Here is a 20,729-nt window from a genome sequence, read left to right on the forward strand (position 1 = left end):
GAGTGAATCGGCCTTGAGCGAGTCAGACAGTTCCGGATGCTTCGACTTATTCTTATGCAGCGCTCAGGCCCTGGGCCACTCGACCTTGTTTTCACCCGTTTGGTTCCCCTGCTGGCGGTGCTCCTGCTGAACGGTTGCAGCAGCGCCGCCTACTATGGGCAGTTGGCCGAGGGCCAGTGGCAGCTGCTACGCGCACGGCAGCCGGTGGAGCAGGTATTGGCCAATCCGGCCACTTCGGCGCAATTGCGCGCGCGCCTGGAACACGCCAGGCAGGCGCGGGTATTTGCCAGCCAGCAGCTGAAGCTGCCGGACAACCGCAGCTACCGGGTGTATGCCGACATTGGCAGGCCCTATGTGGTGTGGAATGTGTTCGCTACCCCCGAGCTGTCGTTGCAGCCAGTGACGCACTGCTTCCCGATCGCGGGGTGTGTGGCCTATCGCGGTTATTATCAGCAAGGCGCGGCACGTGGGGCGGCGGCGTTGATGCGCCAGGACGGCATGGATGTGTACGTGGGCGGCGTGGAGGCCTATTCGACTCTGGGCTGGTTCGACGACCCTATCCTGTCGTCGATGGTGGGCTGGAGCGACGAGCGCCTGGCCACGCTGATCTTCCATGAACTGGCCCACCAGCGCTTTTATGTGCAGGACGACACCGAGTTCAACGAGTCGTTTGCCTCCTTCGTCGAGCAGGAAGGCACGCGGCAATGGCGTGTGGCGCGGGGCCTGGCTGCCTCTGGCGGGGAGCAGGGGCAGCAGCGTGAGCAATTCATCCGTTTGGTGCTGGCCAGCCGCGAGCGGTTGCAGGCGATTTATGCCGGGCCTCTGGATGATGTGCAAAAGCGGGCGGCCAAGCAGGCGGAGTTCGAGCGGCTTAGGCGGGAATACCGGCAGGTGCGTGATGCCCAGTGGGGTGGTGACAAGCGTTATGACGCCTGGATGTATGGGCCGATGAGCAATGCCAAGTTGTTGCCGTTCGGGCTGTATGACCAGTGGGTACCTGCGTTTGCGGCGGTGTTCCGTGAGGTGGGTGGGGACTGGGAGCGGTTTTATCAGCGGGTCGAGCAGTTGGGGCAGTTGCCGATTGAAGAGAGGAAAGTGGCGTTGCAGCGGTTGATGGTGAACCTGTGAGAATTTGGGGCCGCTTTGCGGCCCCCAGGGCCATCAAGCCTTGAGGAACGCCTGATGCATCTCGGCCAAGGTCGCAAAGTGGTAGGCCGGCTCTTCCGCCATCAGTTCTTCCTGGCTACCAAACCCGTACCCCACCGCCACCGCCTGCAAGCCATTGCTGCGCGCACCGATCAGGTCATGCTTGCGGTCGCCGATCATCAGCGTCTGCGCCGGGTCCAGCCCTTCTTGCTCAAGCAGGTGACGAATCAGCTCGACCTTGTTGGTGCGTGTGCCATCCAGCTCACTGCCGTAGATCACCTTGAAATGGTGGTCGAAGGCGAAGTGCCGGGCGATTTCACGGGCGAACTTCCACGGTTTGGAGGTGGCGATGTACAGCGTGCGACCCTGCCCGCTCAGGGCCTCGAGCAGCTCCGGCACACCTTCGAACACCAGATTTTCGTACAGGCCGGTGACGCTGAAGCGTTCCCGATAGAAGTTCACCGCATCCCAGGCCTTGGCTTCGTCGAAGCTGTAGAACTGCATGAAGGCCTGCAGCAGGGGTGGGCCGATGAAGTGCTCGAGGCGGGTCAGGTCCGGCTCATCGATGCCCAGTTTGGCCAAGGCATACTGGATCGAGCGGGTGATGCCCTGGCGTGGGTCGGTCAGGGTGCCGTCGAGGTCGAAAAGGATGTTTTGCTGGTGCATTTGCGGGTTCCACTTTGAATGCTGCGTGGTCTTCTTCGCGGGTAAACCCGCTCCCACAGGGATATCACAGGGCCTGAGGCCGGCGCCGTACCTGTGGGAGCGGGTTTACCCGCGAATGCGGTCATTCCGGTTGGTCGTAGCCTTCGGCCAGGTGCTGGTCCTTGAGCTTCACGTAGTTACTGGCGCTGTAGGCGAAAAATGCGTGTTCCTGGTCGTTCAGCAACCGGGCCTGCTTCACCGGGCTGCCCATGTACAGGTACCCACTGACCAGGCGCTTGCCCGGCGGCACCAGGCTGCCGGCGCCGATGATCACTTCGTCCTCCACGATGGCACCGTCCATGATAGTGCTGCCCATGCCGACCAGGATGCGGTTGCCCAGGGTGCAGCCATGCAACATGACCTTGTGGCCGATGGTCACTTCGTCACCGATGATCAGCGGGAAGCCGTCCGGGTTGAACGGGCCTGCATGGGTGATGTGCAGCACGCTGCCGTCCTGCACGCTGGTACGCGCGCCGATGCGGATGCGGTGCATGTCGCCGCGTATCACAGTCAAAGGCCAGACGGAGCTGTCTTCACCGATTTCCACGTCGCCCAGCACTACCGCCGATCGGTCGACGAAGGCCCTGGGCCCAACTTTCGGAGTGTGTTGCTGGAAGCTTCGGATGGCCATGATAGCGTCTCTCATCTGTGCCGATAGGCAGGCTGCCTGCTGCGGTCGGCGTCGATTGTAATTAAGATGGGGCAGTGTTTCTTCTGCCAAGGTATCCAAACCGTGAGTGCGAACAACCCGCTTCTGCAGTCCTACGATCTGCCGCCCTTCTCGCAAATCCGTGCCGAACACGTGTTGCCGGCGATCGAAGCGATCCTGGCCGACAACCGTAAAGCCATTGCCGAGATCCTCGAAAAGCAGGGCAAGAACCCTACCTGGGCTGGCCTGGTGCTGGCCATGGACGAACTGAATGACCGCCTGGGCGCCGCCTGGAGCCCGGTCAGCCACCTCAATGCGGTGTGCAACAGCGCGGAGCTGCGCGAAGCCTACGAGTCTTGCCTGCCGGCGCTTAGCGCCTACTCTACCGAACTGGGCCAGAACCGTGCGCTGTTCGAAGCCTACCAGGCGTTGATCGACAGCCCGGAAGCCGCCGGCTTCGATGTGGCGCAAAAGACTATCCTCAAGCACGCTCTGCGGGACTTCCGCCTGTCGGGTATCGACCTGCCGGCGGATAAACAGCAGCGCTACGCCGAAGTGCAGAGCAAGCTCAGCGAGCTTGGCAGCCGTTTCTCCAACCAGCTGCTCGACGCCACACAGGCCTGGACCAAGCATGTTACCGACGAAGCCGCGCTGGCCGGCCTGACCGATTCGGCCAAGGCGCAGATGGCCGCGGCCGCCCAGGCCAAGGGCCTCGACGGCTGGCTGATCACCCTGGAATTCCCCAGCTACTACGCGGTGATGACCTACGCCAGCGACCGCGCCCTGCGCGAAGAGCTATACGCGGCCTACTGCACCCGCGCCTCGGACCAGGGCCCGAATGCCGGCCAGTTCGACAACGGCCCGGTGATGCAGGAAATCCTTGACCTGCGCCAGGAGCTGGCCGAACTGCTGGGCTACAAGAACTACGCGGAGCTCAGCCTGGCCACCAAGATGGCCGAGTCCAGTGACCAGGTGCTGAGCTTCCTGCGTGACCTGGCCAAGCGGTCCAAGCCGTTCGCCGCCCAGGACCTGGAGCAGCTCAAGGCTTATGCCGCCGAGCAGGGCTGCCCTGAGCTGGCCAGCTGGGACGCCGGGTACTTCGGCGAGAAGCTGCGCGAGCAGCGCTACAGCGTGTCGCAGGAAGCCCTGCGCGCCTACTTCCCGATCGACAAGGTGCTGGGTGGCCTGTTCAGCATCGTGCAGCGCCTTTACGGTATCGAGATTGCCGAGCTCAAGGGCTTCGACAGCTGGCACCCGGATGTGCGCCTGTTCGAGATCAAGGAAAACGGCCAGCACGTCGGCCGCTTCTTCTTCGACCTATACGCGCGCGCCAACAAGCGTGGCGGCGCCTGGATGGATGGCGCGCGTGACCGTCGCCGCACAGCCGCTGGCCAGTTGCAGAGCCCCGTGGCCAACCTGGTGTGCAACTTCACCCCGGCCGCGCCCGGCAAGCCGGCTCTTTTGACCCACGATGAAGTCACCACCTTGTTCCACGAATTCGGCCACGGTCTGCATCACATGCTGACCCGCATCGAGCATCCCGGTGTATCCGGCATCAACGGCGTGGCCTGGGACGCGGTCGAACTGCCGAGCCAGTTCATGGAAAACTGGTGCTGGGAGCCGGAAGGCCTCGCACTGATCTCCTCTCACTACGAAACTGGCGGCCCCCTGCCCCAGGACCTGCTGGACAAGATGCTGGCGGCAAAGAACTTCCAGTCGGGCATGATGATGGTGCGCCAGTTGGAGTTCTCGCTGTTCGACTTCGAGCTGCATGCAACCCATGGCGACGGCCGCAGCGTGCTGCAGGTGCTCGAAGGCGTGCGCGACGAGGTGTCGGTCATGCGCCCGCCGGCGTACAACCGCTTCCCCAACAGCTTTGCGCACATCTTCGCTGGTGGTTATGCGGCGGGCTACTACAGCTACAAGTGGGCCGAAGTGCTGTCGGCCGACGCCTTCTCGCGCTTTGAGGAAGAAGGCGTGCTGAACGCCGAAACCGGCCGTGCCTTCCGTGAGGCGATCCTGGCACGCGGTGGTTCGCGCGAGCCGATGGAGCTGTTCGTCGACTTCCGTGGCCGTGAGCCTTCCATCGATGCCTTGCTGCGCCATAGTGGCCTGAGCGAGGACGCTGCAGCATGAGCGAGGTAGCCGTGAACAAGACCAAGAAACGCTTCATTGCCGGGGCGGTATGCCCGGCGTGCAGCGAGACCGACAAGCTGATGATGTGGAACGAAGACGGCGTACCGCACCGCGAGTGCGTGGCCTGCGGCTTTACTGACACCCTCAACGAGCAGGGCTTGTCGGTGCCGAAGGAGCTCGGCACCCGGGTCAACCATCTGGAACCGAAAGCCGCGCCGGCCAAGGTACAAACGGTGCAGTTCTTCCCCAACCCGAAGCTGAAGAAACCGGCTGAATAAAGCCGTCGTGCCGCCCGGGTTCGTGCCCGGGCGGGCATGCCCCGGGTGGTAGATAGTCAGGCCACCTGCTGCACGCTGGCCATGCAAGCTCGCCTGCTCTTCTCTACGAGCAAGGTGTTGCACCATGGATAACCCCCTTCTGCAAAATAGCCGTATCCCCGTCGATTATCCGTCGATCACGCTTCAAAACATGCAGTTTGCCTTCGACCACGTGCTGTTGGCGCACGAGCAAGGCATCGAGCGCATCATTCGCGAACAGCAGGCACTGCCAACCTGGGATGACATGGTGCTGGCGGTGGACGGGCTGGATAGTCAGCTGCTGACGGTGTTGTATGCCGCCTCGCCATTGGTTGGTCGGGATCAAGCCTGGGCCGGTGCCATCTTCGACTTCTTCGCCAAGGCCACGGAGCGGTTCGAACAGAAATTCGCCAATTCAGCACTGCAGGCCCTGTATGAGCGCTTGGCCAACAGCGACATCGGCAAGCAGCTGGATGCCCAGAAACGCGCCACGCTGCGCTGGCATCTGCACAAGTTCACCTCCAGTGGTGCATCGCTCGACCCCGCAGGCAAGGTACGCCTGGCCGAACTGCTGAAACGGATTGGCGCTGCGCGCGAGGCGTTTCGCGGCAACATCAACCGGCCAGGGCTGAGCATTACGGATGAGTCCGAACTGAGCGGTGTACCTCAACGCATCCGTGACGAGCTGGCTACCAGAGCACAGGAGGTGGGTGAGCCGGGTTGGTTGATTGCATGTGAAAGCGTGACTACCGACGCCGTGCTCAAGCATGCCGACAACCGGCAGCTGCGTGAGCGTGTATACCGGGCTTACAACACCCGAGGCGTCGGCCTTGGCCAACAGCAGGATAATCGCTCGCACCTGGAGCAACTGGCGAGGCTGCTGGAAGAAAAGGCCCACTTGCTCGGCTTTGCCAGCCATCTGGAGCAGAGCCTGCATTCGAAGAGCGCGGGTTCGGTTGCCCAGGTGCGCGGCTTTCTTCATGACCTTGCCGACCATGTGCGGCCGGCCGTGCTGCAGTGGCGTGCAGATATGCAGCATCAGGCCGCAGCCAAAGGTCTGGGGAATGTCCAGCCCTGGGACATTGCCTATCTGCAGGCCTCGTCGCGAGAGGTGCTTTCCACCGAAGCCTTGCGCGAACACTTCCCGCTGAATGCCGTGGTCAGCGCATTGCAGCAGTTGGCGGAAAAACTGTTTGGCGTAACGCTGCTGGCCAAGCCGCTGGCAACCTGGGATGACAGCGTGCAACCGTTCGAGGTGTGGCAGGACAACGCCTTGATCGGTTTCCTGTACCTGGACGCCGTACAGCATGCCGGCAAGCAACCTGACTCGGTGTTCACCACCTACATTCGCAACCGCCGGGTCGATGCCGAGGGAATCTTCCAGGCGGCCTCGGTGGTGGTCTACAGCGACGTGCCTGCAGCGCTGCCGGGTAGCCAGCCGTTACTGGACCATCTGTCACTGCGCAAGCTGTTCCATGAGTTTGGCCATGCCTTGCACCATTTGCTGGTGCGCACGACCAACCACGTGATGTCCAACGTCACCGAACTCGGTACCGATGGCGTGGAACTGTTCGGCAAGCTGTTTGAGCGCTGGGTCTGGGACGCGGATTACCTGGTGGCGATCTCTTCGCCACTTCAGGATGGCAGCAAGCTTTCCCGGGCCCGGGTCGATGAATGCCTGCGCCGCTTGCGGCAGCAAGGTGTGGAGGAAACCGCGCGCGACCTGAGCATGGCGCTGTTCGATCTGGACCTGCATGGCACGCCGAACGATGGCCGGTCCCTCGAGCAGCGCCTGGGCGATGCTCGTGAGCGTTGTGGCTACTGGCCCTTGGCCGATTTCGAGCACCCGGCGCATGCCTTCGACCATCTGGTAAATGGCTACGATGCCGGTTATTACGCCTATCTGTGGTCGGATGTGCACGCATTCGACCTGTTCACCCGCTTCGAGGCCCAAGGCCTGCTGGACCGGGCCACAGGCCGGGCGCTGCAGGAGACATTGCTTGCCCCTGGGGCATCGCGACCTTTACGTGACGGTATTGAGGCGTTTCTCGGCCGGCAGTCAAGCCAACTGCCCTTCCTGCGTTGGCATGGCCTGAAGTGACAGTGGGCTGACCGGAGGTGCTGGAAAGAATCAGGCATGCGCGATACTGTACATGAATACAGTATCCGAGGTAGGCCATGATTCCTCCAGCACCGCAAAAGGGCCGTGGCACGGCGCACAATCCGCACAACCGCTTTGCCCCCAGCCATTCGATGGCGGAGGATGACGGCTGGTATCAGGAGGTGCCGCAAACCCAGGGCACCGAGGTACGGGTAGAGACGGCCAAATCGGTGATCAGCCGCAATACCTCGCCCGACCTGCCCTTCGACCGTTCCATCAACCCATACCGTGGCTGCGAGCACGGTTGCATCTACTGCTATGCCCGCCCTTCCCACGCTTACTGGGACCTATCCCCCGGCCTGGATTTCGAGACAAAGCTGATTGCCAAGACCAACGCCGCCGAGGTGCTTGCGCAACAGTTGAGCAAACCGGGTTACGTGTGCGCGCCGATCAACCTGGGTTCCAATACCGACCCGTACCAGCCGATCGAACGTGAACAACTGCTGACCCGGCGCCTGCTCGAAGTGCTGCTGCGTTTTCGCCACCCGGTGACCATCGTCACCAAGGGGTCGCTGGTGCTGCGCGACCTCGACCTGCTGGCCGAGATGGCTCGCCAGCGCCTGGTGCGGGTGATGATCAGCCTGACCACGCTGGACGATGACTTGAAACGGGTACTGGAACCGCGTGCGGCGTCACCCAAGGCGCGCTTGCGGGCGATCCGCGTGTTGCGCGAGGCGGGAGTGCCGGTGGGCGTGTTGTGTTCGCCGATGATTCCGATGATCAACGACAGTGAACTGGAACGGCTGCTGGAGGCGGCGAGGCAGGCAGGTGCACAGAGCGCAGCCTACATGATGTTGCGCCTGCCGCTGGAAGTGGCACCGTTGTTCGAGCAATGGCTGCAGGACCATTACCCGCAGCGGGCGGCGCATGTGTTGAGCCTGATCCGCCAGAGCCGCGGCGGCGAACTGTATGACAGCCGCTTTGGTGCGCGCATGCGCGGTGAAGGCGTGTTTGCCGAGTTGCTGGCGCAGCGTTTTGCCAAGGCCATGAAGCGGCTGGAGTTCAAAGAGCGAGAAGCGCAGGCGCTGGATTGTTCGGCGTTTTGCCCGCCGGGTGGGCAGATGGCGTTGTTCTGATGTTTGAGCAGAGCACGGCTTTTGTGGGAGCGGGCGCGCCCGCGAACACCGGCGCAGCCGGTGCCATGTACCGAGTTGCCTCCTTCGCGGCCACGCCCGCTCCCACAGGTTCTGCGCAGGTTCCGGGTTCCCACGTGTGGCGCATTGCCAGCCCTCAATGCAACTAATTCAAGTTGATAATTGCAGTAATGGCTCTTGGCAGTTGATGTTTTTTTGCTATTATCCAATACCCGCCTTTCTCATCTGGAACACCCGTTCTAGAGCCTTCGAATTAAGTTTCAGTTAAGTTTTCCCCGCTAGCGTAGGAAATCAGTCTTCACCGACTGTGATCTATGGCCCGTGCGTGTCATCTAAATCCCTGCATAGCCAGAATCTTTCACCGGTAAAATGGATTTACCTACAAACCGTCAAGAGGATGAATCATGCCCGTCAAGGACCCATCCAAGGTCGTACCGCAGGTCCCCGCGGAGAGCGCCGATGCCGCCCTGAAGCACATCGTCGACGGCTTCCTGCGTTTTCACCATGACGTTTTCCCCGAGCAGCAAGAGCTGTTCAAGAAGCTCGCCACCGCGCAAACCCCGCGAGCCATGTTCATCACCTGCGCCGACTCGCGCATTGTTCCCGAGCTGATCACCCAGAGTTCACCTGGCGACCTGTTCGTGACCCGTAACGTCGGTAACGTGGTACCGCCGTATGGCCAGATGAACGGCGGCGTTTCCAGCGCCATCGAATACGCCGTACTGGCGTTGAAAGTGCATCACATCATCGTCTGCGGCCACTCCGACTGCGGCGCCATGCGTGCCGTACTCAACCCGCAATCGCTGACCAAGATGCCGACCGTGTCCGCTTGGTTGCGCCACGCCGAAGTGGCCCGCACCGTGGTCGAGAACAACTGCTCGTGCGGCAGCGAACATGAAACCATGCAGGTGCTGACCAAGGAAAACGTCATCGCCCAGCTGCATCACCTGCGCACCCACCCTTCGGTGGCTTCGCGCCTGGCAGCCGGTGAGCTGTACATCCATGGCTGGGTCTACGACATCGAGACCAGCAAGATCGAAGCCTACGACGCCGCCAGCGATACCTTCCTGCCCTTGGCTGCTGGCGAGCCGGTCCCCTGCGCTACTCCGAGAGGCCGCTACTAAGCGACCCATCCACCCGCTGGAACCTTGATAGCCGGCTGCACCCCGTAGGGGTGTGGCACGGCCTTCGGCTGCCTTGAATTCCCTGACTGCCTTGCCGGCACTCCCGCTGGCGGCCCGCGCCTGCGCGCTCGTCAGGGGCAAACGTGCCCACGGCCAGGGGAATGGCTGTGTGACAAAGAAAGGAGAAACACGGTGAACACTACACAGTTGAAAGCGGCCCTGCCGCGTGAGTTGCTGGCGTCGGTGGTGGTCTTCCTGGTGGCACTGCCGTTGTGCATGGGCATTGCGATCGCCTCTGGCATGCCGCCGGCCAAAGGCCTGATTACCGGCATTATTGGCGGTATTGTCGTAGGTTTCCTCGCCGGTTCGCCGCTGCAGGTCAGTGGCCCGGCCGCAGGTCTGGCGGTATTGGTATTCGAGCTGGTACGCCAGCATGGCATGGCCATGCTCGGGCCGATCCTGCTGCTGGCCGGCTTGCTGCAGTTACTGGCCGGGCGCCTGCGCCTGGGCTGCTGGTTCCGGGTTACCGCTCCGGCGGTGGTGTACGGCATGTTGGCGGGGATTGGCGTGCTGATCGTGCTTTCGCAGGTGCATGTGATGTTCGACACCGCGCCGCAGCCATCCGGCATGCAGAACCTGCTGGAGTTCCCGGCGACCGTGGCCGCCGCCCTGCCGCAGGAAAGCGCCGGCTCTGGTTGGATGGCCGGTGCGCTTGGCCTGGGCACCATCGCCATCATGTGGAGCTGGGAGCGGCTGCGACCGCAGCGGCTGCGCTTCGTCCCGGGTGCCCTGCTGGGTGTGTCGGCCATGACGGCCATCAGCATCTGGCTGGCTTTGCCGGTGAACCGCGTACAGGTGCCGGCCGACCTGTCCGAGGCCATCGACTGGATCCGCCCTGGTGACCTGATGCAACTGGCCGACCCTACCTTGTTGGTCGCCGCTTTTGCCCTGGCCTTCATCGCCAGTGCCGAAACCTTGTTGTCGGCTGCAGCGGTTGACCGCATGCACAGCGGCCAGCGTTCGGACTTTGATCGTGAACTGTCGGCCCAGGGCATCGGCAACATGCTGTGCGGGGTGCTCGGTGCGTTGCCGATGACCGGGGTGATCGTGCGTAGCTCGGCCAACGTGCAGGCGGGTGCGCAGACCCGGGCTTCGGCGATCTTCCATGGCCTCTGGCTGTTGGCGTTCGTGGTGGCGCTGAGCAGCGTGCTGCAGCAGATCCCGGTGGCTAGCCTGGCGGGTGTGCTGGTGTTCACCGGGGTCAAGCTGGTGGATTTCAAGGCGTTTCGTGGGCTGGGCCGCTATGGCCGCATGCCGATGTTCACCTACGCGGCGACGGCGCTGGCGATCATCTTTACCGACCTGCTGACTGGCGTATTGCTGGGCTTTGCCTTGACCTTGCTGAAGCTGGCACTGAAGGCGGCGCGGTTGAAGATCAATCTGGTCAGCCTGGAGAAGGCTGGGCACATGGAATTGCGGCTTAGTGGCGCGGCCACCTTCCTCAAGGTGCCGGCGCTGACCCAGGTGCTGGATAGCGTGCCGGCGGGGACCACGCTGCATGTGCCGCTGGGTAACCTGAGCTATATCGACCACTCGTGCCTTGAGCTGCTTGAGGATTGGGGGCGCAGTAATTCGGCCAATGGGTCGCGTTTGCTGATCGAGCAGCGGCGCTTGAAGCGGCGGATCGAGGGGCGGATGCGGACTAAGGCGGGGGTTGGGGCCTGAAGCTGAAAGTCTGTATCGCCTGAACTGGCCTCTTCGCGGGTAAACCCGCTCCCACAGGTACTGCACAGGCTATGAACCCTGTGGAGTACCTGTGGGAGCGGGTTTACCCGCGAAGAGGCCGGGACAGGAATATCAGGCCGGCTGGCCCAGCTCCACCCCCAGCTGCCGCGACAGGCACGGCCAGCGCTTCCAGGCCGCGCCCGTTTCCGGGCTGCTCAATTTCTCGCGGTAGGCCTCCACCGACTCCACCGCGAAGCTTTCGTCGTTCAACATTTCATCCACCGAGTGGTGCACCACTTCATCCAGCTGATTGGCAAACGTCTCGCCAATCAACTGGTGGGCAATCAGGTTGGCGACGGTGGTGTCGACCGGGATCAACGGTTGCTGGAAGTGGCGGATGTACAGGTCGTTCACCTCTTCCACCAGGCGGTGCGCCAGGTAGGCCTCATCCAGCAGGCAGTCCAGGCCCACATGCCCTTGCATCACGCTGGGCGGCTGCAGGAAGTAGGCTTCGGCGATTTTCAGTACAGGTTTGATCTGCGATTCGATCCCGGCCTCGCGGGCGACCTCATGGGCGGCCTCAAGCAGTTCCGGAACCTGTTCGATGTAGGCGCTGACGAAGCGCGCCAAAGTACCCTGGGCGTCCTGCTCAGGCAGTTGGATCGAGGGGTGCAGGTGGGGCAGTTGCAGCTCGAGACGCTTTTTCAGTTGGCCGGTCTGGCCTTCGTGTTGATGGGCTTGGCTTACCTGCTCGCGTACAGCAGCGATGTTCATGACAACTCCAGGGACATTACGTTTCAAACGGAAGACACTAAATTAGCTCGGTATACAGAATACCTAAGACGCATTTGTTATAAGTCTCGCAAACGTGTGCATGCTCAGGCATATCGAAAAGCCATTATTGTGCCATGCCGCGTCAAGCGCGCGGTTTTCAGGCCATTCAGCCATTTCATGAAGTTCATTTCACGGGCTTCGTTGCGTGCCGTTGGTCGCTGTCTATACTCCCGGTGAACGTGATTCGTTGATGAGGCCCGACTGCTTTTAGCAGGGGCTCGGTCGTCGAAGCCAGGTAGTCTTGACCACCGTTCCCTCTTGCCGCAGGCCACGCCTCCGGGACTACAAGAACGAGAAGGGGAACCCGCAATGATGCGACATCCACATGTCTGGATGGGCCTCCTGTTGTGGTCGGTTTTTGGTCAGGCCAACGCCGCCTGGACCGTGAACATGCACCCAGGCGCGACGGAAGTCTCCAACGCCGTCTTCGACCTGCACATGACCATCTTCTGGATCTGCGTGATCATCGGCATCGTTGTCTTTGGCGCGATGTTCTGGTCCATGGTCATCCACCGCCGTTCCACCGGCCAGCAGGCTGCGCATTTCCACGAGCACACCTGGGTGGAAATCCTCTGGACCGTGGTCCCCTTCCTGATCCTGGTAGCCATGGCCATCCCGGCCACCAAGACCCTGATCGACATCTACGATGCCAGCGAGTCGGACATCGATATCCAGGTTACCGGCTACCAGTGGAAGTGGCACTACAAATACCTTGGCCAGGACGTGGAGTTCTTCAGCAACCTGGCCACCCCCACCGAGCAGATCCACAACAAGGCACCCAAGGACGAGCACTACCTGCTCGAAGTCGACCAGCCGCTGGTGCTGCCGGTGGGTGCCAAGGTGCGCTTCCTGGTGACTGCTGCCGACGTCATCCACTCCTGGTGGGTGCCGGCCTTCGCGGTCAAGCGTGATGCCATCCCCGGCTTCGTCAACGAAGCCTGGACCCGTATCGAGAAGCCCGGCATCTACCGCGGCCAGTGCACCGAGCTGTGCGGCAAGGACCACGGTTTCATGCCGGTGGTGGTCGAGGTCAAGTCCAAGGCCGACTACGACACCTGGCTGGGCGAGCGCAAGGCTGAAGCTGCCAAGCTCAAGGAGCTGACCAGCAAGGAATGGACCCTGGAAGAACTGGTGGAACGTGGTGACAAGGTCTACCACACCACCTGCGTGGCCTGTCACCAGGCCGAAGGCCAGGGCCTGCCGCCGATGTTCCCTGCGCTCAAGGGCTCGAAGATCGCCACCGGGCCGAAGGAAGCCCACCTGGGCATCGTCTTCCACGGCAAGCCCGGCACGGCCATGGCCGCGTTCGGCAAGCAGCTCTCGGAAGTCGACATCGCCGCCGTGGTCACCTACGAGCGCAACGCCTGGGGCAACAACAAGGGTGACATGGTCACGCCGAAGGACGTGCTGGCGCTGAAGCAGGCAGAAGCGCAATGAACCGGGTTACTCGCGGCAATCAATGGATTGCAGGAGACAGGACATGAGTGCAGTGATCGACGACCACGCCCACGGCCATGACCATGCGCACGGCCCGGCCAAGGGCCTGATGCGCTGGGTGCTGACTACCAACCACAAGGACATCGGCACGATGTACCTGTGGTTCAGCTTCATCATGTTCCTGCTCGGCGGCTCGTTCGCCATGGTGATCCGCGCCGAGCTGTTCCAGCCTGGCCTGCAGATCGTCCAGCCGGAGTTCTTCAACCAGATGACCACCATGCACGGCCTGATCATGGTGTTCGGTGCGGTGATGCCGGCCTTCGTCGGCCTGGCCAACTGGATGATCCCGCTGATGATCGGCGCGCCCGACATGGCTTTGCCGCGGATGAACAACTTCAGCTTCTGGCTGCTGCCGGCAGCTTTCCTGCTACTGGTCTCGACCCTGTTCAGCCCGGGCGGCGGGCCCAACTTTGGCTGGACCTTCTACGCCCCGCTGTCCACCACCTACGCGCCGGCCAGCGTCACCTTCTTCATTTTTGCCATCCACCTGATGGGCATCAGCTCGATCATGGGCGCGATCAACGTGATCGCCACCATCCTCAACCTGCGTGCTCCAGGCATGACCCTGATGAAGATGCCACTGTTCGTCTGGACCTGGCTGATTACCGCATTCCTGCTGATTGCGGTGATGCCGGTGCTGGCCGGCGTCGTGACCATGATGCTGATGGACATCCACTTCGGTACAAGCTTCTTCAGTGCCGCCGGCGGTGGTGACCCGGTGCTGTTCCAGCACGTGTTCTGGTTCTTCGGCCACCCCGAGGTATACATCATGATCCTGCCGGCCTTCGGCGCGGTCAGCTCGATCATCCCGGCGTTCTCGCGCAAGCCGCTGTTCGGCTACACCTCGATGGTATACGCCACCGGCGCCATCGCCTTCCTGTCGTTCATCGTCTGGGCCCACCACATGTTCGTGGTCGGTATTCCCGTGGTCGGCGAGCTGTTCTTCATGTACGCCACCATGCTGATCGCCGTGCCTACCGGGGTGAAGGTGTTCAACTGGGTCAGCACCATGTGGGAGGGCTCGCTGACCTTCGAAACGCCGATGCTGTTCGCCATCGCCTTTGTCATCCTGTTCACCATAGGCGGATTCAGCGGGCTGATGCTTGCCATCGCTCCAGCGGACTTCCAGTACCACGACACCTACTTCGTGGTGGCGCACTTCCATTATGTGCTGGTGCCTGGGGCTATCTTTGGCATCTTCGCCTCGGCCTACTACTGGCTGCCGAAATGGACTGGCCACATGTATGACGAAACCCTGGGCAAGCTGCACTTCTGGCTATCGTTCGTCGGCATGAACATGGCCTTCTTCCCCATGCACTTCGTGGGGCTGGCCGGCATGCCACGGCGGATCCCCGACTACAACCTGCAGTTCGCCGACTTCAACATGGTGTCGTCGATCGGCGCGTTCATGTTCGGTGCCACGCAGATCTTCTTCCTGTTCATCGTCATCAAGTGCATCCGCGGCGGCGCGCCGGCACCGGCCAAGCCATGGGATGGCGCCGAGGGCCTGGAGTGGTCGATCCCTTCGCCTGCGCCTTATCACACCTTCCAGACGCCACCGGAAGTGAAATAGGAACCGTGCCATGAGCGGCCTTTCGCTGAAACGCCTGGTGTTGCGCCTGCTGATGCTGACGGTGGTGATGTTCGCCTTCGGCTTCGCCCTGGTGCCCATTTATGACGTGATGTGCAAGGCCTTCGGCATCAACGGCAAGACCGGTGGGCAGTATGAAGGCAGCCAGGTCAGCGATCCGACGCGTTCGGTGCGGGTGCAGTTCATGTCGACCAATGCCAGCGACATGGTCTGGGACTTCTATTCCACCGCAGACCAGCTGGAGGTCAACCCGGGTGCGGTGAACCAGATGATCTTCATCGCCCACAACCCGACCGATCGGCCGATGAGTGCGCAAGCCATCCCCAGCATCACCCCGGCCGAGGCCGCGGCGTACTTCCACAAGACCGAGTGCTTCTGCTTCACCCAGCAGGTGCTGCAGCCCGGCGAACGCATCGAGATGCCGGTGCGCTTCATTGTCGACCGCGACCTGCCGGCCAGCGTGAAGCACCTGACACTGGCCTACACCTTGTTCGACATCACCGCTCGCCACCCGCCGGTCGCGCATGTCGCGGTTCAGGACGTCCAGGGCGCCCGTTAAGGGAAGGAGAACAGCAATGGCAAGTCATGAGCACTATTACGTTCCGGCGCAGAGCAAGTGGCCGATCATCGCCACCATCGGCATGTTCATCACGGTGTTCGGCCTGGGTACCTGGTTCAACGACATGAAGGCCGGCCACCCCGAGTCGCACGGGCCGCTGATCTTCTTCATCGGTGCGTTGTTCCTGGCCTACATGCTGTTCGGCTGGTTCGGTTCGGTGGTGCGGGAGAGCCGCGCGGGGCTGTACAGCCCGCAACTGGACCGCTCGTTCCGCTGGGGCATGAGCTGGTTCATTTTCTCCGAGGTGATGTTCTTCCTAGCCTTCTTCGGTGCGCTGTTCTACGTGCGCGTGCTGGCCGGGCCGTGGCTGGGCGGTGAAGGGGCCAAGGGTGTTGCGCACATGTTGTGGCCGACCTTCGAATTCACCTGGCCGCTGCTGCACACGCCCGACCCAAAACTGTTCCCGCCGCCCAAGGAAGTGATCGACCCGTGGCACCTGCCGCTGATCAACACCATCTTGCTGGTCAGCTCCAGCGTGACCATCACCATCGCCCACCATGCCCTGCGTCGCGGCCACCGTGGCCCGCTGAAATTCTGGATGGCGCTGACCATCGTCCTGGGCGCCAGCTTCATCGCGTTGCAGGCCTACGAGTACCACGAGGCCTATACCAAGCTGGGGCTGACGCTGGGGTCGGGTATCTACGGCGCGACGTTCTTCATGCTCACCGGCTTCCACGGCGCCCACGTGACCTTGGGCACGATCATCCTGATCGTGATGTTCGTGCGCATCTTGCGCGGGCATTTCAACCCGGAGAAACACTTTGGTTTCGAGGCGGCCAGTTGGTACTGGCACTTCGTCGATGTGGTGTGGGTGGGGTTGTTCATCTTTGTCTATGTGTTGTGAATAGAGAACCCTGTGGGAGCGGGCGCGCCCGCGAATGCGTCGGTACATTCAACATCGCATTCGCGGGCATGCCCGCTCCCACAGGGTCAGGTGAAAACTTCAGAAGGGGGCGTGTGAGACCAGCTGACCGCTGATGAAGCCCCAGGCCACCAGGCCGATGGTGAGGGCCGCCAGGGTCACCCGCACGGTCAGTGCCTTCAGCAAACGGGTCGAGTTTTCATCGTCCTTGACCAGAAACACCAGGCCGCTGAACAGGCTGGCAATCGTAGCCAACAGCATCAGGACAATCGCGGCCTTGAGCATGGCGATACTCCGGGGGGATGCGGTGATGTGGATAAGTATAGCGATCGGCCCGACGAGGCTCCGATGAGGCCGTTTCGTCCGGGCTGGGTACCAACCCTGGTGGTGCTTGCGCTGCTGCCGGGGCTGATCGCGCTTGGCTGCTGGCAACTCGGCCGTGCCGAGGAAAAGCGCGTGCTGCTGGCCGCCTATGCCGAGCGGCGGGTCGAAGCGCCAGTGGCCATGGCCCAGCTGACAGCGAACCAGGACAATGCCTTCCGCCGCGTGCATCTCTATGGCCGCTTCGATGCCGAGCACAGCTTGCTTCTGGACAACCGCATGCGTGACGGCCAGGCCGGTGTCGAACTGCTGCAACCCTTCCATGATCAGGCGAGCGGCGTGTGGCTGCTGGTCAACCGCGGCTGGCTGCCTTGGCCGGACCGCCGCGTGCCGGTGCATTTCGATACCCCTGCCCAGGCGTTGGCGCTGGACGCTTCGGTGTATGTCGCGCCTGGTAGCACGTTCCAGCTGCACCCCGACCCTGCAGGCGGCCAGTGGCCGCACCTGCTGACTGCCGTGGATGCCGCGCAGCTATGGCAACAGCTCGATCGCGATGGCTTCGCCCATGAGCTGCGCCTGGAACCCGGCCCGGCGACCTATCGCCTGGACTGGCCGGTCGTTGCCATGGGCCCGGAAAAACACCTGGGTTACGCCGTGCAATGGTTTGCCCTGGCAACCACTTTGGTACTGCTCTACCTCTACTTCGGCTGGCACCACAACAAGGAGAAACGCCATGGCCACCGCCACTCCACTGGACGTGCCTGAACGCAGCAAACCCAGAGCCCGCGGGCGTTTGCAGCTGCTGCTGATTCTGCTGGTGGTGCTCGGGCCGATGGTTCTGGCCACCAGCATGTACAAGCTCAAGTTCTGGGTGCCGGACGGCCGCAGCTACCACGGCGTGATGATCGGCAACGGTGAGAGCCTTTCCGATCTCGGCGTGGCGGGCCAGGACGAGCGCTGGCAGCTGCTGGTGAGCACACCCACAGCCTGTGCCGAGGATTGCCAGCGGCTGGTGTACCTGGCCCGGCAGATCCAGGTCGGCCTGGGCCGTGATGCCAGCCGTGCCAGCCATGCCCTGGCGGCCGCCCAGCCGGCAAGTGCCGATTACCAGGCGTTGCTCGGCCGCGAATACCCACAGTTGCAGCGTTACCCGCTGGATGCGCAACGCTACCTGCAAAAGGTCGGCGAGACCGGCCCGCAGCTGTGGATCGTCGACCCACACGGCAACCTGGTGCTGCGCTACGACGCCAAGGTCAACGGCAAGCATGTGCTGGACGACCTGCGCCACCTGCTCAAGCTGTCCAACATCGGCTAGGAGCCTGCCATGGCCAGACCCGGATTCCGCCTTGCTGTGTTCGCCACCTTGCTGGCACTGCTGGTCGTCCTGCTCGGTGCCTATACCCGCCTGACCCACGCCGGCCTCGGCTGCCCGGACTGGCCGGGTTGCTACGGCTTCATCAGCGTGCCCAAGAGCGAAGCGCAGCTGGCTCATGCCGAGCTGCATTTCCCCGAACATCCGGTGGAAGCCGCCAAGGGCTGGGCCGAGATGGTCCACCGCTACTTCGCCGGCACCCTGGCGATGGTGATCGCCCTGCTCGCCTTGCAGGCGCTGCGCCGGCATGCCCGCGATGGCCAGCCTTACCGCCTGCCCTTGCTGCTGCTGGGCGTGGTGCTGGCCCAGGCAGCCTTCGGCATGTGGACGGTCACCCTCAAGCTGTGGCCGCAGGTGGTCACCGCGCATCTACTCGGCGGCTTCACTACCCTGAGTTTGTTGTTCCTGTTGTCCCTGCGTCTGTCCCGGGCCTTTGCGCCTTTGCCAAAGCTGCCATTGAGCCTGCGCCGGATCGCCGCGCTGGCCTTGCTGGTGGTGATCGGCCAGATCGCCCTGGGCGGCTGGGTCAGTGCCAACTACGCGGCCGTCGCCTGCATCGACCTGCCCACCTGCCACGGCCAGTGGTGGCCGGCGGCGGACTTCAGCAACGGGTTCCATCTGACCCAGCACGTCGGGCCCAACTACCTGGGTGGGCAACTGGACAGTGATGCGCGCACGGCCATCCACATCAGCCACCGCCTGGGTGCACTGCTGGTGACCTGCGTGCTGCTGATGCTCAGCTGGAAGCTGCACCGCTGCGGCCTCCCTGGCCTGGCGCGGCTGGTGCTGCTGGCGCTGGTGGTGCAAGTCGGCCTGGGCATCAGCAATGTGCTGCTGCACCTGCCGCTGGCCGTGGCCGTGGCGCACAACGCTGGTGGGGCGCTGTTGCTGCTGAGCATGGTGCTGGTGAACTACCGCATCCGCGTGGTCGACAAGGTTCGCGTGGGTGTCGGCCATGGCTGGCGCCTGCGGCCCGTGGCTGGCGTGAGCATTTCCCACCACATGAGGAATGACTCGTGGCGACGCTTCTGAGCGCACAGAGGGCCAGTTGGCGTGACTACCTGGAGCTGACCAAGCCCAAGGTGGTGGTGCTGATGCTGATCACCTCGCTGGCGGGCATGTTCCTTGCCACCCGTGCGGGTGTCAGCTGGAGCGTGCTGCTGTTCGGCAACTTGGGCATCGGCTTTTGTGCAGGCGGCGCGGCGGTGGTCAATCATGTGGTGGACCGACGCATCGACGCGCTGATGGCGCGTACCCACAAACGGCCGCTTGCCCAGGGCCGGGTCGAACCGCTGCCGGCGCTGCTGTTCGCCCTGGCGCTGGCGCTACTTGGCATGGCCCTGCTGCTGGTATTCACCAACGCCCTCACCGCCTGGCTGACACTGGCTTCCCTGCTCGGTTATGCGGTGCTCTACACCGGTTTTCTCAAGCGCGCTACGCCACAGAATATCGTCATCGGCGGCTTGGCTGGCGCCGCCCCGCCGTTGCTGGGCTGGGTGGCGGTCAGTGGGCATGTCAGCGCCGAGCCCCTGCTGCTGGTGCTGATCATCTTCGCCTGGACCCCACCACACTTCTGGGCCTTGGCCATCCACCGCAAGGAGGAATACGCCAAGGCCGATATACCGATGCTGCCGGTGACCCACGGCGAGCGCTACACCAAGCTGCATATCCTGCTGTACACCCTGGTATTGCTGGCGGTAAGCATGCTGCCGTACGCCATCCATATGAGCGGCCCGCTGTACCTGGCCTGTGCCCTTGTACTGGGCCTGCGCTTCCTGCAATGGGCATGGGTGTTGTACCGTGGCAGCCGGCCGCACGCAGCGATCGGCACCTTCAAGTACTCTATCGGCTACCTGTTCGCGCTGTTCATCGCGTTGCTCCTCGACCACTACCTGTTGCTGAACCTATGACCCGAACCCAGAAAACCGTCTTCATCCTCGTTGCCCTGGTCGCGTTGATCCTGGGCCTGACCGTCAACAAGGTGCTCAATGGCCGCGACCAGCCCAACCCCACCGAGCTGATCGATGCCGGCATCATCCTGCTGCCGCAGAGCCGTACCGTGGCCGACGTGACCATGACCAACCAGGACGGCCAGCCGGTGCAACTGGATGACCTGAAGGGCAAATGGTCGTTGCTGTTCTTCGGCTACACCTACTGCCCGGACATCTGCCCGACCACCCTGGCCCAGCTGCGCCAGGTGAAGAGCGAGCTGCCCAAGGAGGCCGTCGACCGGCTGCAGGTGGTGCTGGTGAGCGTTGACCCGAACCGCGACACGCCGAACCAGCTGAAGCAGTACCTGGGTTATTTCGACAAGGATTTCGTCGGGGTGGCGGGGTCGATCGAGGATACCCAGAAGCTGGCCAATGCCTTGAGCATTCCGTTCATTCCGGCCGATACCAGCAAGCCGGGGTATACCGTGGATCACAGCGGCAACCTGGCGGTTGTGGGGCCGGATGGGCGTCAGCGCGGGTTCATTCGGGCGCCGTTCAACAACCAGAAGCTGGTGGCGCAGTTGCCCGGGCTCGTGAAGCGGGATTGAGTTAGCCCCAGAAGCTTCGCGGGTAAACCCGCTCCCACAGGTACAGCGTAGGCCGTGA

General features: G+C 62.7%; 20 protein-coding genes. 16 read left to right on the top strand and 4 right to left on the bottom strand.

The features are described from left to right. Positions 1-54: 54 nt before the first annotated feature. The gene (locus RR51_RS01255; RefSeq protein ID WP_039612401.1) at positions 55-1,128 is read left to right on the top strand and encodes an aminopeptidase; all 1,074 of its coding nucleotides are present in this window, start codon (positions 55-57) and stop codon (positions 1,126-1,128) included. 33 nt (positions 1,129-1,161) lie between these two features. Here RR51_RS01255 and RR51_RS01260 read toward each other — a convergent pair whose 3' ends face one another. Then, positions 1,162-1,812, bottom strand: a complete 651-nt coding sequence (locus tag RR51_RS01260) for an HAD family hydrolase (protein WP_039612402.1) — start codon at positions 1,810-1,812, stop codon at positions 1,162-1,164. Between the two features lie 121 nt (positions 1,813-1,933). Beyond that, the gene (locus tag RR51_RS01265) at positions 1,934-2,482 is read right to left on the bottom strand and encodes a gamma carbonic anhydrase family protein (protein WP_003261048.1); all 549 of its coding nucleotides are present in this window, start codon (positions 2,480-2,482) and stop codon (positions 1,934-1,936) included. A 66-nt stretch (positions 2,483-2,548) separates the two neighbouring features. Here RR51_RS01265 and prlC point away from each other — a divergent pair, with 66 nt between their 5' ends. From prlC to RR51_RS01295, 6 genes are all read left to right on the top strand, one after another. Continuing rightward, on the top strand, positions 2,549-4,636 hold the full coding sequence (gene prlC / locus RR51_RS01270; RefSeq protein WP_039612403.1) for an oligopeptidase A: 2,088 nt from the start codon (positions 2,549-2,551) through the stop codon (positions 4,634-4,636). Continuing rightward, the gene (locus RR51_RS01275) at positions 4,633-4,914 is read left to right on the top strand and encodes a YheV family putative zinc ribbon protein (RefSeq protein ID WP_013970292.1); all 282 of its coding nucleotides are present in this window, start codon (positions 4,633-4,635) and stop codon (positions 4,912-4,914) included. The genes prlC and RR51_RS01275 overlap by 4 nt, the downstream gene beginning before the upstream one ends. Positions 4,915-5,038: 124 nt before the next feature. Next, on the top strand, positions 5,039-7,033 hold the full coding sequence (locus tag RR51_RS01280) for a M3 family metallopeptidase (RefSeq protein ID WP_039612404.1): 1,995 nt from the start codon (positions 5,039-5,041) through the stop codon (positions 7,031-7,033). Between the two features lie 77 nt (positions 7,034-7,110). Then, positions 7,111-8,169, top strand: coding sequence for a PA0069 family radical SAM protein (locus RR51_RS01285; protein ID WP_039612405.1), 1,059 nt, complete (start codon positions 7,111-7,113; stop codon positions 8,167-8,169). A gap of 422 nt (positions 8,170-8,591) precedes the next feature. After that, positions 8,592-9,311 (top strand): carbonic anhydrase, encoded by a 720-nt coding sequence (locus tag RR51_RS01290; protein ID WP_013970295.1) that lies wholly within the window; start codon positions 8,592-8,594, stop codon positions 9,309-9,311. A 192-nt stretch (positions 9,312-9,503) separates the two neighbouring features. Then, complete coding sequence (locus RR51_RS01295) at positions 9,504-11,036, top strand: SulP family inorganic anion transporter (protein ID WP_039612406.1); 1,533 nt, start codon at positions 9,504-9,506, stop codon at positions 11,034-11,036. Positions 11,037-11,168: 132 nt separating this feature from the next. Here RR51_RS01295 and RR51_RS01300 read toward each other — a convergent pair whose 3' ends face one another. Further along, positions 11,169-11,810 carry a hypothetical protein gene (locus RR51_RS01300; RefSeq protein ID WP_039612407.1) on the bottom strand — a complete coding sequence of 214 codons (642 nt, stop codon included), beginning with the start codon at positions 11,808-11,810 and terminating at the stop codon, positions 11,169-11,171. A 369-nt stretch (positions 11,811-12,179) separates the two neighbouring features. Here RR51_RS01300 and coxB point away from each other — a divergent pair, with 369 nt between their 5' ends. From coxB to RR51_RS01320, 4 genes are read left to right on the top strand one after another with little or no spacing between them, the layout of a single operon-like run. After that, on the top strand, positions 12,180-13,307 hold the full coding sequence (gene coxB, locus RR51_RS01305; protein ID WP_015268462.1) for a cytochrome c oxidase subunit II: 1,128 nt from the start codon (positions 12,180-12,182) through the stop codon (positions 13,305-13,307). A 43-nt stretch (positions 13,308-13,350) separates the two neighbouring features. Beyond that, positions 13,351-14,940 (top strand): cytochrome c oxidase subunit I, encoded by a 1,590-nt coding sequence (gene ctaD, locus RR51_RS01310; protein WP_015268463.1) that lies wholly within the window; start codon positions 13,351-13,353, stop codon positions 14,938-14,940. A 10-nt stretch (positions 14,941-14,950) separates the two neighbouring features. Then, positions 14,951-15,517: a cytochrome c oxidase assembly protein gene (locus tag RR51_RS01315; protein ID WP_039612408.1), complete on the top strand. Its 567-nt coding sequence runs from the start codon at positions 14,951-14,953 to the stop codon at positions 15,515-15,517. Between the two features lie 16 nt (positions 15,518-15,533). Continuing rightward, positions 15,534-16,421 carry a cytochrome c oxidase subunit 3 gene (locus RR51_RS01320; RefSeq protein ID WP_003258926.1) on the top strand — a complete coding sequence of 296 codons (888 nt, stop codon included), beginning with the start codon at positions 15,534-15,536 and terminating at the stop codon, positions 16,419-16,421. Between the two features lie 99 nt (positions 16,422-16,520). On the opposite strand, the gene RR51_RS01325 is transcribed toward RR51_RS01320, so the two are convergent. Beyond that, positions 16,521-16,724, bottom strand: a complete 204-nt coding sequence (locus tag RR51_RS01325; RefSeq protein WP_003258925.1) for a twin transmembrane helix small protein — start codon at positions 16,722-16,724, stop codon at positions 16,521-16,523. Positions 16,725-16,787: 63 nt separating this feature from the next. Here RR51_RS01325 and RR51_RS01330 point away from each other — a divergent pair, with 63 nt between their 5' ends. Genes RR51_RS01330 through RR51_RS01350 form a run of 5 tightly spaced genes read left to right on the top strand, consistent with a single transcriptional unit; the run spans position 16,788 to position 20,671 of the window. Then, the gene (locus tag RR51_RS01330) at positions 16,788-17,525 is read left to right on the top strand and encodes an SURF1 family protein (RefSeq protein WP_039612409.1); all 738 of its coding nucleotides are present in this window, start codon (positions 16,788-16,790) and stop codon (positions 17,523-17,525) included. Next, positions 17,494-18,075: a hypothetical protein gene (locus tag RR51_RS01335; protein ID WP_015268467.1), complete on the top strand. Its 582-nt coding sequence runs from the start codon at positions 17,494-17,496 to the stop codon at positions 18,073-18,075. The genes RR51_RS01330 and RR51_RS01335 overlap by 32 nt, the downstream gene beginning before the upstream one ends. Before the next feature lie 9 nt (positions 18,076-18,084). Continuing rightward, entirely contained in the window at positions 18,085-19,164 is a 1,080-nt protein-coding gene (locus RR51_RS01340) for a COX15/CtaA family protein (RefSeq protein WP_039612410.1), read from the top strand. Beyond that, positions 19,149-20,042, top strand: coding sequence for a heme o synthase (gene cyoE, locus RR51_RS01345; RefSeq protein ID WP_039612411.1), 894 nt, complete (start codon positions 19,149-19,151; stop codon positions 20,040-20,042). Before RR51_RS01340 ends, cyoE begins: the two co-directional genes overlap by 16 nt. Next, the gene (locus tag RR51_RS01350) at positions 20,039-20,671 is read left to right on the top strand and encodes an SCO family protein (RefSeq protein ID WP_013970305.1); all 633 of its coding nucleotides are present in this window, start codon (positions 20,039-20,041) and stop codon (positions 20,669-20,671) included. The genes cyoE and RR51_RS01350 overlap by 4 nt, the downstream gene beginning before the upstream one ends. Positions 20,672-20,729: the final 58 nt, after the last annotated feature.

The organism is Pseudomonas sp. C5pp, assembly GCF_000814065.1.
GTDB lineage: Bacteria > Pseudomonadota > Gammaproteobacteria > Pseudomonadales > Pseudomonadaceae > Aquipseudomonas > Aquipseudomonas asiatica.

Bases quoted from the DNA above. Each gene is read 5' to 3' on its own strand.
- RR51_RS01255 (WP_039612401.1), top strand. From the start codon at position 55: ATGCAGCGCTCAGGCCCTGGGCCACTCGACCTTGTTTTCACCCGTTTG.
- RR51_RS01260 (WP_039612402.1), bottom strand. From the start codon at position 1,812: ATGCACCAGCAAAACATCCTTTTCGACCTCGACGGCACCCTGACCGAC.
- RR51_RS01265 (WP_003261048.1), bottom strand. From the start codon at position 2,482: ATGGCCATCCGAAGCTTCCAGCAACACACTCCGAAAGTTGGGCCCAGG.
- prlC (WP_039612403.1), top strand. From the start codon at position 2,549: ATGGGGCAGTGTTTCTTCTGCCAAGGTATCCAAACCGTGAGTGCGAAC.
- RR51_RS01275 (WP_013970292.1), top strand. From the start codon at position 4,633: ATGAGCGAGGTAGCCGTGAACAAGACCAAGAAACGCTTCATTGCCGGG.
- RR51_RS01280 (WP_039612404.1), top strand. From the start codon at position 5,039: ATGGATAACCCCCTTCTGCAAAATAGCCGTATCCCCGTCGATTATCCG.
- RR51_RS01285 (WP_039612405.1), top strand. From the start codon at position 7,111: ATGATTCCTCCAGCACCGCAAAAGGGCCGTGGCACGGCGCACAATCCG.
- RR51_RS01290 (WP_013970295.1), top strand. From the start codon at position 8,592: ATGCCCGTCAAGGACCCATCCAAGGTCGTACCGCAGGTCCCCGCGGAG.
- RR51_RS01300 (WP_039612407.1), bottom strand. From the start codon at position 11,810: ATGAACATCGCTGCTGTACGCGAGCAGGTAAGCCAAGCCCATCAACAC.
- coxB (WP_015268462.1), top strand. From the start codon at position 12,180: ATGATGCGACATCCACATGTCTGGATGGGCCTCCTGTTGTGGTCGGTT.
- ctaD (WP_015268463.1), top strand. From the start codon at position 13,351: ATGAGTGCAGTGATCGACGACCACGCCCACGGCCATGACCATGCGCAC.
- RR51_RS01315 (WP_039612408.1), top strand. From the start codon at position 14,951: ATGAGCGGCCTTTCGCTGAAACGCCTGGTGTTGCGCCTGCTGATGCTG.
- RR51_RS01320 (WP_003258926.1), top strand. From the start codon at position 15,534: ATGGCAAGTCATGAGCACTATTACGTTCCGGCGCAGAGCAAGTGGCCG.
- RR51_RS01325 (WP_003258925.1), bottom strand. From the start codon at position 16,724: ATGCTCAAGGCCGCGATTGTCCTGATGCTGTTGGCTACGATTGCCAGC.
- RR51_RS01330 (WP_039612409.1), top strand. From the start codon at position 16,788: ATGAGGCCGTTTCGTCCGGGCTGGGTACCAACCCTGGTGGTGCTTGCG.
- RR51_RS01335 (WP_015268467.1), top strand. From the start codon at position 17,494: ATGGCCACCGCCACTCCACTGGACGTGCCTGAACGCAGCAAACCCAGA.
- RR51_RS01340 (WP_039612410.1), top strand. From the start codon at position 18,085: ATGGCCAGACCCGGATTCCGCCTTGCTGTGTTCGCCACCTTGCTGGCA.
- RR51_RS01350 (WP_013970305.1), top strand. From the start codon at position 20,039: ATGACCCGAACCCAGAAAACCGTCTTCATCCTCGTTGCCCTGGTCGCG.